This window comes from Oceanobacillus sp. Castelsardo, from assembly GCF_001659985.1.
Lineage (GTDB): Bacteria > Bacillota > Bacilli > Bacillales > Amphibacillaceae > Oceanobacillus.
The window spans coordinates 60,199-77,466 of record NZ_LYCS01000010.1 but is presented as its reverse complement, the minus strand read 5'-3'; the positions used below and the strand labels follow the sequence as shown (position 1 = coordinate 77,466).

The window sequence follows — 17,268 nt, the reverse complement described above, 5'->3', positions numbered from 1 at the left end:
CCTGATCTTCACCCGCGATGAAACAATAACAATTGGCGGGTTTGGAAAACGTGGCACATTCCCTTTTAGCTTCAGTGAATGACGTAGTTCCGCTTAGGCGGAAAGATCTCTACTTTCTGCCTAAGAAAAAAATATATGGGAAGAAGGTCGATTGTCTTGCAGGAAAAAAAGAAGAGTAATTCTTACTTGAAGTCAAAAGACTTGCTCCCAATCCACCATAATGAAAGAAAGATAGGTGTTAGGGGATTCTTTATGATGTGGATTGGGATGGCGATTCTGCTGGCAACCTTCGACATTGGTGCATCAGGTATACAAGGTATTTCTTTGCCATGGGTTGTGTTGGCAACGCTAATAGGTTGTGTTGCTATCGGTGCCTTCATATCTATCATTGGTGATATCGGGGTAGAACATGGATTGTCATTCCCGGTCTATATGAGGGCGCCGTTTGGTACAGTGGGGACACACATCCCGTCAGTTACAAGAGCAGTAACAGCTTCCTTTTGGTTTGGGTTGAATACGTATTTTGGATCAACTGCTATCAATGCGATTTTGAATACGATGAATCCGAGTTTTGATAATTGGCTTTTATGTTATATTGTGTTCGCGTTATTCCAATTGATTAATACGGCATCTGGTATTAAATGGGTGGAGCGATTTGCAGATTTGGCGGCTCCAATCATTATCATTCTTTCTTTAATTATCTATCAAACACTAACTACGGAAATCACGAGACAAGGCAGTAATGTCTGGGACTGGGTGGCGAGTCCAGTTACTGGAGGGGCTGCTGTTACTGCATTTATGGTTGTCATTTTTGCAAATATGGGATTTTGGGCAACGTTAGGATGTGATATTCCGACCATTTCACGTCATTTTAAAGCACCTAAGTATGAAAGGAATTGGTTCAAACGAAATAAAACAACACTTATCGGCAGTCTTATAGCTATGCCAATAACCGAAGCATTTATGATTATGATTGGTGCGGCTGCTTTTGTTGTGGCGGGTACCTCTAATCCGGTAACGGCTCTTCAAGAGACTGCATCTGGTTGGATGCTGGCAATGTTACTTCTGATGATTGTATTAACGCAATGGTCTACGAATACTGCAGCTAATGTTTTACCTGCTGCCGCTATATTCTCCAATGTGTTGGGGCCAAAGGTTTCCCATGCGATTGCTGTTTTTGTCGTAGGGATTGTGGGTACGGCTATACAGCCTTGGAGTGTCTATGAAATTTTGACCCAAGTTTTGTTAATTATTGGTGCCGTGTTATCGTCTGTTAGTGGAATTCTCTTTGCTGATTATTATTTATTACGGAAACGAAGAGTAAATGTTCCCGAACTTTTTGATACGGAAGGGCAGTATCGTTTTAACGGGGGAGTAAATATTGTTGGATTTATTTCTTGGGCTATTGGTGGTGTGATTGCAACAATATTTATGACGTATTCCTTTATCATTGGTTTTGTGATTGCAGCGGTCATCTACTATGTATTGTCGAAATATTGGTACTTTAGGAAATTCCCACAAGCTGAAATCTCTAATCCGAGTGATGATGACTATTTAGGAATAACGGTAGGACGGGATTGGTTTATTGACCACGAAACCAATCAAGGTCATGCGGGTAATGAAGTGAAGTAATAAAACCAAATTGATAATCTAGGAGGGGGATAGAAATTGTCAAACTATGAAGAGTTTATGGAAGAGAAGCAAGTTATTGATGAAATGGTAAAACAAAATTATGTCATTAAAAATATTAATGGAACCTTGGAAGGCGATGTAGTTGAATTTGAAAAATTAGGCAAAACCGCTTCGAGAAAGTCCATTCGTTTAACCAATCCTGATAGTAGAAAATATGTGACAACGATACTGATTAAAGGCCAATCATAAAAACAAGATAGTAATGTTTATAGATGGAGGGAGAATCATGCAGAAACAAAAAGTGCTTATAAATGGGAAACGATTGAAAGATACGTTGGAGGCGTTTGCTGACTTTGGAAGAACAGAACGCAATGGGGTAACCCGGTTGGCGTTAACTGATATCGATATTCAAGCAAGAAATTATTTTAAATCTGTATGTGAAGAACTAGGGATGACGGTTAAGTGGGATGACATGGGGAGTATGTATGCAACACTAGAGGGAGTAGATAATGATCAACCTCCAATTGTGATGGGATCCCATTTAGATTCAGTGGAAAAGGGTGGAAGATTTGATGGTGTCCTTGGTGTTGTGACAGGCTTAGAGGTTGTGCGTACACTTGTTGACAATAATATTAAACCACAAGTACCAATTGTTATTGCTAATATTACGAATGAAGAGGGAGCAAGATTTGAGCCTTCCATGATGGCGTCTGGTGTCATGTCGGGGCGTTTCTATAAAGGTGCGATGCTTCAATCTACAGATAAAACGGGTATCACGTTTCGAGAAGCACTGAAAGCAAGTGGCTATGAAGGAGACAAGGCGAATCGATTACAGGAAGCTAAAGCATTCATCGAACTCCATATCGAACAAGGTCCTGTATTAGAAAATGAAGCAACGGACATTGGAGTAGTTGAATGTGTGGTAGGGATGTGCTGTTATGAAATTGAAGTAACAGGAGATTCGGACCACGCTGGAACAACTCCAATGTCCATGAGAAGGGATGCTCTTTTTGCTACAAATAACTTAATCAATGAAATCCGTGAAAAAATGAGTAAATTGGATTCGGACCTCGTTTATACAATTGGAAGAATGGATGTAAGTCCTAATATTCATACGGTTATTCCAAATAAGGTTGTATTTACAATCGAGGCTCGCCATAAAGAAGTAAACACGATTCGACAAGTAGAGGGTATTATCCAAGGTCTTACTGAATCAGAAGGCAAGGAAAAATGCGAAGTGACCGCGACAAAGCTGTGGGACCGTGATACGGTTTGGTTTCAGGATGAACTTGTAGAATCATTGGAGAATTCCTGTACATCATTAGGATATAGTTTCAAACGTATGCCGAGCGGTGCTGGTCATGACGCACAGTTTATTGCCACGTATATCCCAGCTGCTATGGTTTTTGTTCCAAGTGTTAATGGAAAAAGCCATGCTGAAGATGAGCTAACATCTTGGGAAGACTGTGAAAAGGGCGTTAACGTTGTACTACAAACAATATTGGATTTGATTGGGCATAGATGATTCTATGCCCTTTTTTGGGGGAAAGCATCCTGAAATTCGAACTTCGTGAAGCTGAAAGATATCAATCTATTCTAATAATTTATATAATAAGATTAGTATTTTAAATTTTTAGGTAAAAATAAAAGGAGTGACTAAAGTGAAATCACAAGTTATTCAATCTTTTGGTGAACCATCTGTATTTCAATTGAAAGAGATGTTAAAACCTGAACTAAAACCAGGACATGTACTTATTGAAGTGAAGGCTACAAGTGTAAACCCTATTGATACGAAAGTTCGTGCTGGTGCAGTTCCAGCAGTTGCACCTGAGTTTCCAGCGGTATTACATGGAGATGTGGCAGGATTGGTGTCTGCAGTAGGTGAGGGAGTAACTAAGTTTAAAATTGGCGATGAAGTGTTTGGATGCGCCGGTGGTTTTAAGGGAACTAGCGGCGGTGCACTTGCAGAATTTATGCTAGCTGATGTTGATTTACTTGCTCATAAGCCGAAAAATTTGACGATGGAAGAAGCTGCAGCCTTACCATTAGTCTCTATTACTGCTTGGGAAGCATTGTTTAATCGTGCTAGGCTTATACCTGGACAAGATATATTAATCCATGGAGCCACTGGGGGTGTAGGGCACATCGCCATTCAACTAGCCAAATGGGGAGGAGCGACGGTCTATACAACTGCCTCTTCACAAGAGAAGCTTAAGATTGGCATGCGCCTTGGTGCTGATGTAGGGATTAATTATCGTGAAGAAAGTGTTCACGACTATGTCCGAAATTATACAAACGGCAAAGGATTTGACGTCGTGTTTGACACGGTAGGCGGTGAAAACCTTGATCGATCTTTTGAGGCAGCAGCGGTACATGGAACGGTAACAGCTATTGCTACTCGTTCGACTCATGACCTTTCCCCAATTCATTCAAAGGGACTATCTCTTCATGTTACCTTTATGTTATTAAAGATATTAAACGAGGACATGCATAAACATTATGGAGAAATTTTACAAAAGATTTCTGGATTGGTGGAGGAAGGTAATCTGCATCCACTTTTAGATTCCAACATTTATAACTTTGATGAAGTCACAAAAGCCCATGAGTACATGGAGTCAGGCAAGGCAATAGGAAAAATAGTTTTGAGAAATAGTTGGTAAGTTTGAAATGCCTTCATACCTTTAGAGTCGAAGGGGCAGGTTCATCGTCCCGATAAGATTTGGGACGATGAACCTGTCCCCGTGTCTCTATGCCTTTTTCTGTGGTGTGCGTTGGATGGACGGTTTCGTGCAGCTTAGTAGAGAATAGGCTGCTAGTGCTAGTTCTATTGCTTGTCGGTTTACTGGTTCCATATAATCTTCTCCAAGTAGTTCTTTGATTTTTTCCAAGCGATGGTAGAGGGTTTGACGAACAATAAATAATCGATCTGCGGTTTCTTTTTTTGAGCCTAAACAATTTAAGTACATTGACAGCGTACCTAATAAATCACTTTTCATTTCATGATCATGCCTAATAATAGGTCCTAAATATTCATGAATATAATCTTCTAGTTTTTGGTCTTCAAGCAAGTTCAATAGAATGCGATAAACCCCGATATTCTCAAAAAAATATGTTTGTAAAAGATTAGAAGATTGAATAAAGATGACATCTTTCGCTTCTTTATAGCTCTTGTTTAATTCTGTATAATCATTCTTAATATTACTAATACCGAATCGGCAGTTTTTTCCTATCAATATCTTTTGTTCTTGAATATTCCCAATCTCTTCGATGATTTTCGTGAATCTTTCTGTGTCCTTCTTTGCTTCTTCTTGTTTAAAAAAGGAAGCAATGACCGTAATTTCATTTTTATTAACAGACAGGGAAGGAATAAATCCATAAGTTCTAAACAAAGACCGGATCATGAGCGATTGTTGCATTTTAATTTCATCCCACTCTCCATCTTTCAACTCGATATCGAAGGAGGGCGTTTCTATGAGGAATAATCTATAATTAAAATTCTTTGCTTGAGCAGGTAAAACCTTCTGAATATCATCAGCATCACAATCTTTACCCTGTAGTAATTTGCGAATAATCTCTTCTTCTAGATTTTGTTTTCGTTCTTCTATTGTTCGATTCCGGAGCATAATTTGTGTAATAGCTAAGATCGCCCGATCAATCAAAGAATCGGAAAATTTATCTAAATCATTCGTGTTACTTTTTAGAAATAAATTCCCCCAAGTATTCCCAACAATCTTAATAGGAAAAATGGTATAGCCAGCTTCCAACAAAAAATTACTTTCAGAGAAAAGCGTCGTGATTGTTACATTCTGTCCAATGATTGTTTTAATTGATGGAATGTCATCCTTTACCTGTGGTGGATAATAGAATGTTTTTGAATCGTCTGTCAAGAAAATAACGGGAATATCTAGGTGGCAATGTAATTCTTTTAAAATTTTTAATATACCGTTTGGCATTAGGGATAATTCGTTAACTCTTTGGGAAAATACGTTGATTTGATTTAACATGTGATGATGGTGATTAATAATGAGAGTGTGTAGATCTTGTGTAATATCGACAAATTTCACGATAGTATCAAAGGTAATTAGTGGTATATGATGGTCATTTCCGTATTGGATAATATCTGGATGAATGGTTTTGACGTGTGTTCCAAGTTCGATGCAAACACCTGCAATATTTTTCTTTCTTAATTTTTCAAGGTAGTCGATTCCCTTTGGTGAATCAAAATGGATACTAGAACCAGTAGTAAGAATCAATTCACCCCCATTAATGAAAGACTCGAAATTACTCATCTCTAAAATATGGGTCCATTTCACTTCACGATCTAATCCTCTAGATCCTGCTACTAGTTTACAATTTCTAAACAAATCTCTTGAAAGAACATCGTTTACTGTTACCTGCCATTTATCCATTTATGTAACCCCTTTCAAAAAGTAAAAGAGAAATAACTAAGGTTTAACACAATGTAAAATGAAAACCACCTTTTTTTAGTATAGAATAAATTATGTAATATACTCAATATTTTGTCAAATAAATATAAATGATTAATTTAAGGAATGGACATTATGTTCATTGAATAAAGATAAGGAGGAGATGTTGGATGGAATCAGTGGAAAAGAAACAATCATTAGTGGAAAGGGATCGTCAAAATGTATGGCATCATATATCCCCGTACAGTGAAAAGAACCCACCAATGGTCATTCAGGAAGGAAAAGGATCATGGATTACCGATGAACAGGGAAATCGTTATTTAGACGGAATGGCAGGTTTATGGTGTGTCAACGTTGGTTATGGACGTGAAGAATTAGCACAAGTTGCTTATGAACAAATTAAGAAAATCGCCTATACTCCAATGACACAAAGTCATGAGCCCGCTATTAAATTGGCAGAAAAACTAAATGAAATGCTTGACGATGATTATATGATTTTCTATTCCAACAGTGGATCTGATGCAAATGAGGTAGCATTTAAAATTGCACGCCAATACCATCAGCAAAATGGGGATCCCAATCGCTTAAAAGTTATTTCACGATACCGTGCTTACCATGGAAGTTCAATGGGGGCTTTGTCAGCAACCGGCCAGGCATTAAGAAAATATAAATATGAACCTCTGTCTTCAGGATTTTTACATGTTGCTCCACCAGATAATTACCGTAAACCAGTAGGAATGTCGGTAGAAGAATACAATATCCAACGTGCAGAGGAAATTGAACAGACAATAATTTGGGAACAAAAGGAAACAATTGCTGCAGTCATAATGGAACCGGTCATTACAGGAGGTGGAATCCTTATACCGCATCCAGTATATGTAGAGAAGGTTCAAGAAATTTGTAACAAACATGGTGTTCTATTCATTATTGATGAAGTGATTTGTGGATTTGGTAGAACAGGGAAAGCTTTCGGTCATAAGCATTTCAATATTAAACCAGATATCATAACGATGGCAAAAGGACTAACTAGTGCTTATCTACCTTTATCTGTAACAGCTGTTAGGAAGGATATTTATGAATCGTTTAAGAGTGGAGAAGAAAATAGTCATTTTCGTCATGTTAATACATTCGGTGGAAACCCTGCAGCTTGTGCTATAGCATTAAAAAACATTGAAATCATGGAAGAAGAAGGATTATTTGATCGCTCTGCTCAATTGGGTGATAGACTTCTACAGGAGTTAGGAGAATTGCAAGCACATCCGCATGTTGGAGATTTGCGTGGGATTGGATTAATGGTGGGAATTGAACTGGTAGAAGACAAGATTTCGAAAGAGCCAGCATCTAAAGATAGAATTGGGAAGATTATCGCAGCTTGTAAAGATAACGGATTAATTGTTGGGAAGAACGGAGACACAGTTGCGGGTTATAATAACATTTTAACTCTGAGCCCACCATTATCCAGTACAGATGATGATATTGATTTTATGATTGCGATTTTAAAGAAAGTATTTAAAGAAAATATGTAATAGTGGATGTTCGAATGGAGAATAAAGAGGAGCGAGTAGGCTAAAATCGCAACGTTCTATTGCAATGCCGCCCCTTCATAGGGGTGTGCCGACGTTAGCCGCAAAGGTTGTTTTTAGTCGGCCTTCCTCTAATTTGTCTCCTAATGTGTTGGGAGTTCGAGGCGGCATAGCTTTGAACTTCCTTTGATAATCGTGAGAATGAAAGGGGCACAAACATGAAAATTGGAATACCAAAAGAAATAAAAAATAATGAAAATCGAGTGGCTATCTCTCCTTCTGGGGTAGATGCATTAGTCGGTGCGGGGCATGAAGTGGTAATTGAAAAAGGAGCAGGCTTAGGTTCTGGTTTTACAGATGCGGAGTATTCGAAATCAGGTGCAAGGATTGAAGAAAATAAGGAAGTGGTTTGGTCACAGGATATGGTCATGAAGGTAAAGGAGCCTCTACCAGAGGAGTATGGTTATTTTCGAGAAGACCAAATTCTATTCACCTACCTTCACCTTGCTGCAGAACCTGAATTAACGAAAGCGCTCGCGGACTCTAAGGTAACGAGTGTTGCATATGAAACGATTCAGGAAAAAGATGGTTCCCTTCCATTATTATCACCGATGAGTGAGGTCGCAGGGAGGATTGCCGCCCAAATTGGGGCACAATTCCTGGAGAAACCAAAGGGTGGAAAAGGTATTCTCTTAAGTGGTGTTCCTGGCGTTAGTCGTGGAAAAGTAACGATTATTGGTGGTGGTGTGGTAGGAGCGAATGCGGCGAAAATTGCTATTGGTTTAGGTGCGGATGTTACTATCATTGATTTAAATCCGGCACGTTTACGTGAACTCGATGACTTATTTGGAAACCAAATCCAAACGATGATGTCTAATCCACTTAATATAGCAGAATCGGTAGCTGAAGCGGATCTTGTTATTGGGGCGGTATTAATTCCGGGAACAAGAGCTCCTAAACTTGTAACAGAGTCGATGGTAAAAGCAATGAAAGAAAAATCCGTTATTGTGGATGTTGCCATTGACCAAGGTGGAATCTTTGAGACATCCGACAGAATCACAACACATGATAATCCAACCTATGAAAAACATGGTGTTGTTCATTATGCAGTTGCCAATATGCCTGGAGCGGTTCCTAAAACGGCTTCACTAAGTTTGACCAATGTAACATTGCCTTATGCATTAAATATTGCTAACAAAGGAATTCAAAAGGCGGCACAAGATAATGAAGCAATATATAAAGGAATCAATACGATGGCCGGTCATGTGACATATAAAGCTATTGCGGAGGCGCATGGTTTGGTTTATAAAGAAGCAAATAATCTATTTGAAATAAAGGATAAGATTGGGAGTAAGTAGTACTGATATCGTAATACCTTTTCAAAGTGGATAATGAAAAACTAGGAGGTTCTCGATGTGAAAACTGTTACAGTTGAATCCATTCCCCATTATATTAATGGGGAAAAAGTAGAAGGGAAAAATAAACGACATGGGTCTGTCTACAGTCCATCTACAGGGCAAAAAATTGCGACCGTAGCTTATGCAACAAAGGAAGAAGTAGATGAAACGGTAAGACTTGCAAAAAGGGCACAAACAGAATGGGCTAAAACATCAGTAGGAAAGAGAATACAAGTACTTCATAAGTTTCGCCAATTGCTTGTGGAGCATACGGAAGAAATGGCCCAATTAATTGGAAAAGAAAATGGGAAAACAGTTTCAGATGCAAAGGGAGAAATTGGTAGAGGTATTGAATCGGTGGATCTAGCCATTGGCGCACCACATATACTTAAAGGAGAACATTCAGTAAACGTTGGTGGGGACATTAATTCGTATTCTATGAAACAACCATTAGGTGTGGTGACATGCATCTCCCCATTTAACTTTCCGGTCATGGTGCCATTAGCAATGAGTACGATGGCAGTCGCGGTTGGAAATGCAATGATATTGAAGCCATCCGAAAAAGTTCCATGCTCTGCCCTTTATATATCGGAGCTATGGGAAAAAGCTGGATTACCAAAAGGTGTATGGAACGTTGTGAACGGGGACAAAGACACGGTTGATGCCATTATTACTCATCCAGACATTGAGGCTATTAGCTTTGTAGGTTCTACTAAGGTTGCCGAGATTATTTATGAGACAGGTACGAAACACCACAAACGTGTCAATGCATTTGGTGGTGGAAAAAACCATATGGTCATTATGCCGGATGCGGACATTGACAAAGCGGTGGATTCCTTTATCGGTGCAGCTTATGGAGCAGCATCACAACGCTGTATGGCGATTTCTGTTGCGATGCCAGTGGGAGAGAAAACAGCTAAAGTTTTCACAGAAAAACTAAAAGCAAAAGTAGAAAAATTAAAAGTCGGCACGTACGATGATGAACATGTGGACTTTGGTGCGGTCATAAGTGCGGAAGCGAAACAAAGTATCTTACAGTCTATTGATGATGCGGTACAAGAAGGAGCCAATATCCTTGTGGATGGTAGAAATCCGGAAGTAGAGAACAATGAAGGGTTCTACCTTGGTGCAACTTTACTTGATCATGTTACACCGGAAATGAACATGTATAAGGAAGAAGTATTTGGACCGGCGCGCATCATTGTGAACGTGGATACTATTGAAGAAGCGATTAACTTAATTAATGATCATCAATATGGAAACGGTGTGACGGTATTTACGAATAGTGGTCGCCATGCACGAAAATTTACACAAGAAATTGAAGTTGGAATGGTTGGAGTTAATGTTCCGATTCCAATTCCTGTTGGATATCATAACTTTGGGGGTTGGAAAGGATCCAGATACGGAGAAGGACAAATGTTTGGACCGGATACCGCCCGTTTCTTCACAAAGACGAAAACAGTTTCAGAGCGTTGGTTTGATTTGGACGAAAAAGATAATGAAACAAATTTTGATTTTCCTAGTAGTTAATCCTTATTGGGTCGTTTTGACCCAATAGGATTTTGTCTAAATTTGTAAGCGATTACAGTTCTTTCAATTAATCTAACCGAAGAGGCGGTGAATCCATGTTTAACCTTCCTGCAGAGACATTTTGGTTATTAGTACCGTGGCCATTTATTTGGATGGCTGCTGGGGTGATTATGTATTTTAAAATGCGCAAAGAAGATTTACAAGAAGAACAATCTGAATAGAGATTTTAGAGGCTGTGGTAGAAGGGGTGGAGAGAATGAATCTAGATACCATTATATTTATTGTCTATATGTTAGGTTTGCTCATTCTGGGTATATCATTTTCTAGAAAAGTTAACGATTCAGTCGATGAGTATATTTTAGGGGGCAGAAGTCTTGGACCAGCAGTTACCGCATTAACGATGCAAAGTACATCGATGAGTGGATACATGTTCATGGGGGGACCTGCACTTGCATTCCAACAAGGATGGTACGCGATATGGTATGCGATAGGAGATGCGGGTGGTTCGATTATTAACTTATCTGTTCTAGGGAAGCGGATGAGAAGAATGTCAGAATTGCTAGGAGCTCTTTCTCCAATCGAATATCTTGAAAAAAGGTACGAGAGTGTGTCTGTTAAAATTGTCGCATCGTTGATATCCATTGTTTTTCTATCTGCTTATGTATTCGCACAATTCATTGCTGCTGGAAAGGCATTAGAGAATCTTACAGGTCTCAGTTATGAATTGGCGTTGATTTTAGGTGTCGGTGTCATTATTGCTTATACCGTTACAGGGGGATATCTCGCTGTTGTTTGGACAGATTTTGTCCAGGCTATCGTTATGGTGGTTGGGATTGCTGGGATTACTATTATGGGACTTATCCATATTGGCGGATTGTCTAATTTAAATGCTAGTCTAGCTGCGATTGATCCAACCTATTTAAGTATTTGGGGGAAAGATTTAGCTTACTATGGACAATGGGGAATGGTGTTAGGTGCCATTTTAATTTATGCCATTACCTATATGGGACTACCTCATGTTGTCGTTCGGCACATGTCCATGAAAAGTACGAAAACGGTAAAAGGTGCTATTCTAGTATCTTCCATTTGGAACCAGATATTCATTTTCGCCCCATATATTTTGGGCTTTATTGGAATTATTTTACTACCTAATTTGGCAGATCCAGAAATGGTAATTCCAATATTGGCTTATACTTTCTTCCCAGGCATCATGGCTGCAATCCTTTTATCCGCACTAATGGCGGCGATTATGTCAACATCTGACTCCATTTTAATGCAAACAGGAACCATTTTATCTAGGGATATATATCAACGTCTACTTAATAAAAATGCAAGTCAAAAGAAAGTGGTACTCGTTTCGAGATTATGTATTTTAACAGTTGGTATTATCGGTATTATTGTGGCAATCTATCAACCACCTTCTATTTTTGCGCTTGTTGTATTCGCTTCCGGAGTTCTTGGAAATAGCTTTATGGTGGCATATGTTGCGTCGGTTTATTCGAAGACGGCAAATAAAGTCGGTGTATTATGTTCCATGATTTCAGGAGCGGCAACAAACATTATTTGGACAGTAGGAGCACTTGATGTCGTAACAGGAATTCATCCGTTCTTAGCAGGTTTAATTATTTCCATTCTAGCAATGATAATTGGAAATAGATTTGGCACTCCCCCATCTGAAGAGATGCAAGAAATTGTGGAAAAAGCGAAAGGACCAAGGAAAATTCCGAAAAACATTGAAAAGCATATCTCATTTGATCTTAGTCCTGAAGCGAAGAACATTACAGAATTTATGCAAGGGAATATGGGGTTATCAAAATGATGGAAGTGAAAACGCAGGAAATATTTTTTACTGAAGAAAAAGTTATTCGTACATTGGGTAAAAAAGAGGTAGATACGGATTTTTCGATACGAAATATCGTCTATTATCCGTACATGTTCTATGAATTTTCATTCAAAAGAGGAAATCCGATTACTCCATTAAAAGGAGACGTCGCTTGTACAATTGATGCAATTAGTGGAATTCCAGCTTTAGTAGATAAACGACCAGAATTTACCACATTAAAGATTGCCAATAAAAATATCCTTCCAATCCAATTGGAAGAAAACCAAACGGTTGAATTAGCAAAGGAATTTTTATATCGTACCATTTCCAAAAATATAAAAGTAGCAACCGCACCAAATATTTCTCTGAAACAATGTCATTTATTTTATCGTCCTTATTGGATTATCGATGGGAAAGCCAATGAACATGGATTTACCTTAATGGTAGATTCCATATCAGGAAAATACCATCCGTTGAATGTGGAGTAAGAACAGGTTCATCGTCCCAATAGGTACTTGTTACATTGTTCCTACTAGTACTTAAAACAAAGGAAGGAGATTTATTATGTTCTCTAAATATCCTCGAAAAAAAATAGTGTTATATAGCTTGATTATTCTTTTTTTCATTATGATGGAAACGCCAATGATTATGTTAGGGAATAAAGTGGAGCCATTTGTTTTCGGTCTTCCATTTTTATTATTTTGGGTATTGTTATGGTGGTTTATATGTACTGCACTATTCTTAATTGGTTATTTAACGAATTGGGGAAGCAAATCAACGGACACAGAATCTAAATAATAGTAGGAGGAATAAATATGACGGTTGGCGTATTAATCATTGCGGCATTTATGATTATCCCTTTAGCGGTTGGACTCCTCGCAGCCACAAAATCAACAAATACGAGTGAAGACTTTTTCATCCAAGGTCGTGGGATGGGGGCTATCGCAGTATTCTTCACCGTTGCAGCAACATGGTGGAGTTCGTTTGCGTTTTTAGGTTCTAACGCAACTTTTTATACAGATGGTCCTGTTTATTTAACTGCATTAGCTTGGAATCTTTTATTCGGACTTATGTATTATTTGGTCGGTAAACGTGTTTGGTACTTAGGGAAGCGATTTAATTATGTAACACCATCGGATTTATTAGGAGATTTTTATAATAACGAAAAACTGAGAGTGCTTGTTGCTGGAATTTTATTAGTATTCACCATTCCATATCTACAAATCCAGTTAACTGGCGGAGCTTATTTAATCGAAGTTGCTTCTGGTGGAGTTATTCCTTTTTGGCTAGCTGCTCTTATCTTCTATTTTATTATTGTCGTTTATGTATGGGTTGGTGGGATACGAGCGGTTGCCTGGACAGACATTATCTATGGTGCCCTATTATTCTTTGGAATGTTATTTGCGGGAATTTATGTTTCTCAAAATCTAGGAGGACCGACAGGCTTATTTAAAAATTTACTAGAAACAAGTCCAGAACATTTAACATTACCTGGCCCTCAAGGTGCAATGGGCTTCCCTGCATGGTTCTCCCTATGTGTAGTTACCGCTATTGGGGCATTCATGGGACCTCAGCTTTGGTTGCGTATGTACGCGGTTAAAAGTGGAAAGTTATTTAACTTAATGCCTTTCTTATTAGGCTTTGCAGCAATTGCGTATATGGGTTCATTGTTAACTGGTTTCTCTGGTGTACTTCTGGAGCCAGGTGTAGAAAATCCAGACCAAATTCTACCGATAATGCTGATGAAATATGCACCATTTGCTTTAGCATCTCTCATTTTAGCAGCGGGAGCGGCAGCAGCGATGTCTACTGCAAACTCGCAAATACATGCGGTGTCTACGATAGTAACATTAGATATTTATAAGAGGTATGGGAATCCGAAAGCATCCCAGGAAAGCATTATTAAAGTGGGGCGTTGGTCACTTGTTATATTTTCTCTCATTGCTTATGTCATGGCTTTAGTCGTACCAGGCGTTCTCGTGACAATTGGTATTGCAGCACTTGCTGGAACGGCACAATTAATTGTGCCAACGATTGGGGCGATTACATGGAGACGTGCTCACCCGACAGCAGCATTATGGGGTCTAATTGCCGGTATTACAACTGTATTATTGATTACGTTCGTCCCAGCGTTTAGTCAACCATTTGGCTTCCATGCCGGAGTTTGGGGATTACTGGTGAATGCAATTCTTTTCGTTACAATCAGCTTAAGTCTAAAACGAACAGATCATAAAGTGGTTAAACGATTCGATGATGCACGCTATGAATATAACAAAGAATATCACCCTGAATTGATTGATGAGCTTAAGAAGAAGGAAGAGAAGACGGTATAAGTGATTGTCACATAATTCAGATGATAAATAACGGAGGGTTTTAAAATGGTGTCAGAAGCAGTTCGATTAACACAGCAGCTCGTTCAAATACCTACAGAAAATCCAAATGGTTTAGAGCGAGAATGTTCTATATTTGTAGAAATTTATTTGCGAAAATTAAGTAATGTTCAAGTCATGACACGGGAGGTAGACGAAGGTCGAACGAATGTGATTGCGAAGTATAAAGGGGAGAAATCCGATTTGCCCCCATTAGTGATTATCGCTCACATGGATACTGTTCCGGTAGAAGGAAAGTGGACAGTGGATCCTTTTGGGGCGGAAATTATAGACGGAGAAATATATGGTCGTGGTTCATGCGATATGAAGAGTGGCCTTGCCTGTGCGTTAGTAACGATGAAGCAAATCAGTGAAAATAATATTCAATTGAACAGGGATCTATATGTTATTGCAAGCGTTGATGAGGAAGGTCCTTATATGAAAGGAGCAAATGCGCTTGTAGATGAGCAAATCATTCCAGATGATGCTCTTATCATTGCGACGGAACCTACCAATGCGACACTGTCTACGGTTCATAAAGGAACAATATGGTATGAAGTGATGGTCGAAGGAAAAAGTTCACACGGTGGAAATGCTCACTTAGGTGCAGATGCAGCTCATGCAGCAGCAGAAATAATTGTTGCATTAAAGGAAAAAGTGCGAAACTTACCTTATAATCATGACATCTTCGGAAAACCTGCCGTTTCGATAGGTACAATCAAAGGTGGGAATAAAACGAACATGGTAGCGGGTTCTTGTCGAATGGAAATTGACTTTCGCCTTGTACCACCCATGACAAAGGAAGAAGCGAACCAAATTGTATCAAGTGCCGTCGAAGAAGGTTGTGCAAATGTAAAGGGAACTCACGCAACTGTAAATCATTATGGTTGGGAACGACCACCAATCGAGACAGACTTGAATAACCCGTTAATCCCTTCATTCGAAAAGGCTTATACGAAAGTAACAAGAAAAGAGCTAAAGAAAACCGGATTCCCTGCATATACCGATGCTAGCATGATTGGACTAAGGACTGGTAATCGTAATATTGTAGTGTTTGGTCCGGGACATCTAGACCAAGCCCATGCGATAGATGAGTATGTAGAGGTAGAACAAATTGATTTATGCACGAAAGTGTTATTGGAGATGGTCAAATCATTTGTAAGTGAGCCGGAGGGACAGGTTCATCGTCCCAGAAACAATTTAGGAAAGTGAACCTGTCGCTGTGTATTCTCTCCTCCATTAAATTTGAATAGTAAGGTAGTAGAAAGATAGGGTCAGAGAAGTGTGATCCTATCTTTTTTGGTTGAAAGAAAGGTATAAAACATTTTTCCTGCATAAGTTTTCTAATGTTTAAAAAGGAATGATGATGTTAAAATAATCAAGAAAATCTTTGTAAGTAGAAAGGTATAAATAAAATGTATAGTGTTTGTGAATGGCGGATTACCGCTCGCGAACACCGAAATACTACAAACGAAAACCGGATTACCGCACACCAATATTGGATTGTTACAAACAAATACTGAATAATATCCAATGAAAATGAGGAATGCAAAATGACGAGAACAAAATGGGCTTTGCTCCTGTTAGGTGTCATGGACTTGATACTTTTCATGATGTTTTTGACAGATTACTATATTCTATTTTTAAAACCAACTGGATACACAATCCCTCTAGCCATTAATATTATTGCTCTAGCAATCATTGGTTTCCGTCATTCGCGTGCTACGAAATGGTGGACGATTGTTGGTTTAATCATCAGTATTCCTATTTTATTTTTCTACAGTTTTATCATTCGGTTAGAGGATAATAGCTACATAAAAATTCATTCGCCACAACATAAGCATTCAGTCGTGATTGAATATCGTAGCTTTACGTTAGGTGAAACGACGTATTATTATAATTTTTATAAAACCACGTTTGGCTTAATTGGGAAACATCTCGATAATCAATCGACTCAAATGATGATTCCCGGAACAGAACATCCGGCTGGGCTTGGGGCAGAAGATGCACTCGGGGTGGGGAGTGAAGTGTGGATTACTGAAAATACTGTTCGTTTCCCGACGTGGAAGGGGATGAAAGAAGTTCGTTTAGATCCCCTGGAATCCTTGGTTAGTGCCGCGGATATTGAAGCTTTTATGGAAAAGGCGGAGAACAAGGAGGGTGGGGAAACAATTACAGTAAATGGCAACAGTCTTACTGTACGATATGATCAGATGTCTGGCCAAAGTTGGATAGATGTCATGAATGATAAAGAAGAGGGCGCCATCCCAAGACAGCAGTGTTCTCGTATTATAGCGGATGAAGAACGGGGGTATTATATGTTGGAAGAGTGTACACATCGGTGGGAGTATATGTTGTATCCAATGGGTGAGAAAGATTAATTCATAGAAGATTAGGAATTGAGTTCAGTTCTTGATGTAGTTGTTTCTTTACATTTGACTATGGTTCGAAATAAAAAGGGTCGCTTAACTAGCTTCTAATGGTTAAGTGACCTTTAATTTGTCTCTTATGAAACCGCAGTTGGTAATAGTGATTTTGATTGTTAAAACAATTAAGGATGACTTTATT

Annotated in this window: 15 protein-coding genes; 14 read left to right on the top strand and 1 reads right to left on the bottom strand. The window is 38.8% G+C overall.

Annotated elements, in window-relative coordinates:
- The first annotated feature begins 156 nt into the window (after positions 1-156).
- The 4 genes from A9178_RS15165 (at position 157) to A9178_RS15150 (ending at position 4,292) form a co-directional block, all read left to right on the top strand.
- Positions 157-1,632: an NCS1 family transporter gene (locus tag A9178_RS15165; protein ID WP_082918227.1), complete on the top strand. Its 1,476-nt coding sequence runs from the start codon at positions 157-159 to the stop codon at positions 1,630-1,632.
- Positions 1,633-1,668: 36 nt separating this feature from the next.
- On the top strand, positions 1,669-1,881 hold the full coding sequence (locus A9178_RS15160) for a hypothetical protein (RefSeq protein WP_082918226.1): 213 nt from the start codon (positions 1,669-1,671) through the stop codon (positions 1,879-1,881).
- 37 nt (positions 1,882-1,918) lie between these two features.
- A complete protein-coding gene (locus tag A9178_RS15155; protein WP_068676784.1) occupies positions 1,919-3,157 on the top strand; it encodes a Zn-dependent hydrolase in 1,239 nt (412 codons plus the stop codon).
- Between the two features lie 136 nt (positions 3,158-3,293).
- Complete coding sequence (locus A9178_RS15150) at positions 3,294-4,292, top strand: zinc-dependent alcohol dehydrogenase family protein (RefSeq protein ID WP_068676783.1); 999 nt, start codon at positions 3,294-3,296, stop codon at positions 4,290-4,292.
- An 87-nt stretch (positions 4,293-4,379) separates the two neighbouring features.
- Here the strand turns inward: A9178_RS15150 and A9178_RS15145 are convergent, their stop codons facing one another.
- Positions 4,380-6,041 (bottom strand): PucR family transcriptional regulator, encoded by a 1,662-nt coding sequence (locus A9178_RS15145; RefSeq protein ID WP_068676781.1) that lies wholly within the window; start codon positions 6,039-6,041, stop codon positions 4,380-4,382.
- A 188-nt stretch (positions 6,042-6,229) separates the two neighbouring features.
- Between A9178_RS15145 and A9178_RS15140 the strand changes: the two genes are divergently transcribed.
- The 10 genes from A9178_RS15140 to A9178_RS15100 all read left to right on the top strand — a co-directional run bounded on the left by A9178_RS15140 (position 6,230) and on the right by A9178_RS15100 (position 17,081).
- The gene (locus A9178_RS15140) at positions 6,230-7,585 is read left to right on the top strand and encodes an aspartate aminotransferase family protein (protein WP_068676779.1); all 1,356 of its coding nucleotides are present in this window, start codon (positions 6,230-6,232) and stop codon (positions 7,583-7,585) included.
- A gap of 215 nt (positions 7,586-7,800) precedes the next feature.
- Positions 7,801-8,940, top strand: coding sequence for an alanine dehydrogenase (gene ald, locus A9178_RS15135; protein WP_068676778.1), 1,140 nt, complete (start codon positions 7,801-7,803; stop codon positions 8,938-8,940).
- Between the two features lie 57 nt (positions 8,941-8,997).
- Positions 8,998-10,509 carry a CoA-acylating methylmalonate-semialdehyde dehydrogenase gene (locus A9178_RS15130; protein WP_068676777.1) on the top strand — a complete coding sequence of 504 codons (1,512 nt, stop codon included), beginning with the start codon at positions 8,998-9,000 and terminating at the stop codon, positions 10,507-10,509.
- Positions 10,510-10,604: 95 nt separating this feature from the next.
- Positions 10,605-10,730: a hypothetical protein gene (locus tag A9178_RS19515; protein ID WP_255376726.1), complete on the top strand. Its 126-nt coding sequence runs from the start codon at positions 10,605-10,607 to the stop codon at positions 10,728-10,730.
- A gap of 35 nt (positions 10,731-10,765) precedes the next feature.
- Complete coding sequence (locus A9178_RS15125; protein ID WP_068676776.1) at positions 10,766-12,328, top strand: sodium/proline symporter; 1,563 nt, start codon at positions 10,766-10,768, stop codon at positions 12,326-12,328.
- Positions 12,325-12,819: a hypothetical protein gene (locus A9178_RS15120; protein ID WP_068676775.1), complete on the top strand. Its 495-nt coding sequence runs from the start codon at positions 12,325-12,327 to the stop codon at positions 12,817-12,819. The genes A9178_RS15125 and A9178_RS15120 overlap by 4 nt, the downstream gene beginning before the upstream one ends.
- Positions 12,820-12,895: 76 nt before the next feature.
- Positions 12,896-13,129 carry a DUF3311 domain-containing protein gene (locus tag A9178_RS15115; RefSeq protein ID WP_068676774.1) on the top strand — a complete coding sequence of 78 codons (234 nt, stop codon included), beginning with the start codon at positions 12,896-12,898 and terminating at the stop codon, positions 13,127-13,129.
- Positions 13,130-13,146: 17 nt separating this feature from the next.
- On the top strand, positions 13,147-14,664 hold the full coding sequence (locus A9178_RS15110) for a sodium:solute symporter family protein (protein WP_068676773.1): 1,518 nt from the start codon (positions 13,147-13,149) through the stop codon (positions 14,662-14,664).
- Between the two features lie 45 nt (positions 14,665-14,709).
- The gene (locus tag A9178_RS15105; RefSeq protein WP_068676771.1) at positions 14,710-15,912 is read left to right on the top strand and encodes a M20 family metallopeptidase; all 1,203 of its coding nucleotides are present in this window, start codon (positions 14,710-14,712) and stop codon (positions 15,910-15,912) included.
- A gap of 341 nt (positions 15,913-16,253) precedes the next feature.
- Positions 16,254-17,081, top strand: a complete 828-nt coding sequence (locus tag A9178_RS15100) for a hypothetical protein (protein WP_068676769.1) — start codon at positions 16,254-16,256, stop codon at positions 17,079-17,081.
- Positions 17,082-17,268 lie beyond the last annotated feature (187 nt).

Coding starts and splice junctions, on each gene's coding strand:
- A9178_RS15120 (WP_068676775.1), top strand. CDS start 12,325: ATGATGGAAGTGAAAACGCAGGAAATATTTTTTACTGAAGAAAAAGTT.
- A9178_RS15145 (WP_068676781.1), bottom strand. CDS start 6,041: ATGGATAAATGGCAGGTAACAGTAAACGATGTTCTTTCAAGAGATTTG.
- A9178_RS15115 (WP_068676774.1), top strand. CDS start 12,896: ATGTTCTCTAAATATCCTCGAAAAAAAATAGTGTTATATAGCTTGATT.
- ald (WP_068676778.1), top strand. CDS start 7,801: ATGAAAATTGGAATACCAAAAGAAATAAAAAATAATGAAAATCGAGTG.
- A9178_RS15110 (WP_068676773.1), top strand. CDS start 13,147: ATGACGGTTGGCGTATTAATCATTGCGGCATTTATGATTATCCCTTTA.
- A9178_RS15105 (WP_068676771.1), top strand. CDS start 14,710: ATGGTGTCAGAAGCAGTTCGATTAACACAGCAGCTCGTTCAAATACCT.
- A9178_RS15155 (WP_068676784.1), top strand. CDS start 1,919: ATGCAGAAACAAAAAGTGCTTATAAATGGGAAACGATTGAAAGATACG.
- A9178_RS15100 (WP_068676769.1), top strand. CDS start 16,254: ATGACGAGAACAAAATGGGCTTTGCTCCTGTTAGGTGTCATGGACTTG.
- A9178_RS19515 (WP_255376726.1), top strand. CDS start 10,605: ATGTTTAACCTTCCTGCAGAGACATTTTGGTTATTAGTACCGTGGCCA.
- A9178_RS15125 (WP_068676776.1), top strand. CDS start 10,766: ATGAATCTAGATACCATTATATTTATTGTCTATATGTTAGGTTTGCTC.
- A9178_RS15140 (WP_068676779.1), top strand. CDS start 6,230: ATGGAATCAGTGGAAAAGAAACAATCATTAGTGGAAAGGGATCGTCAA.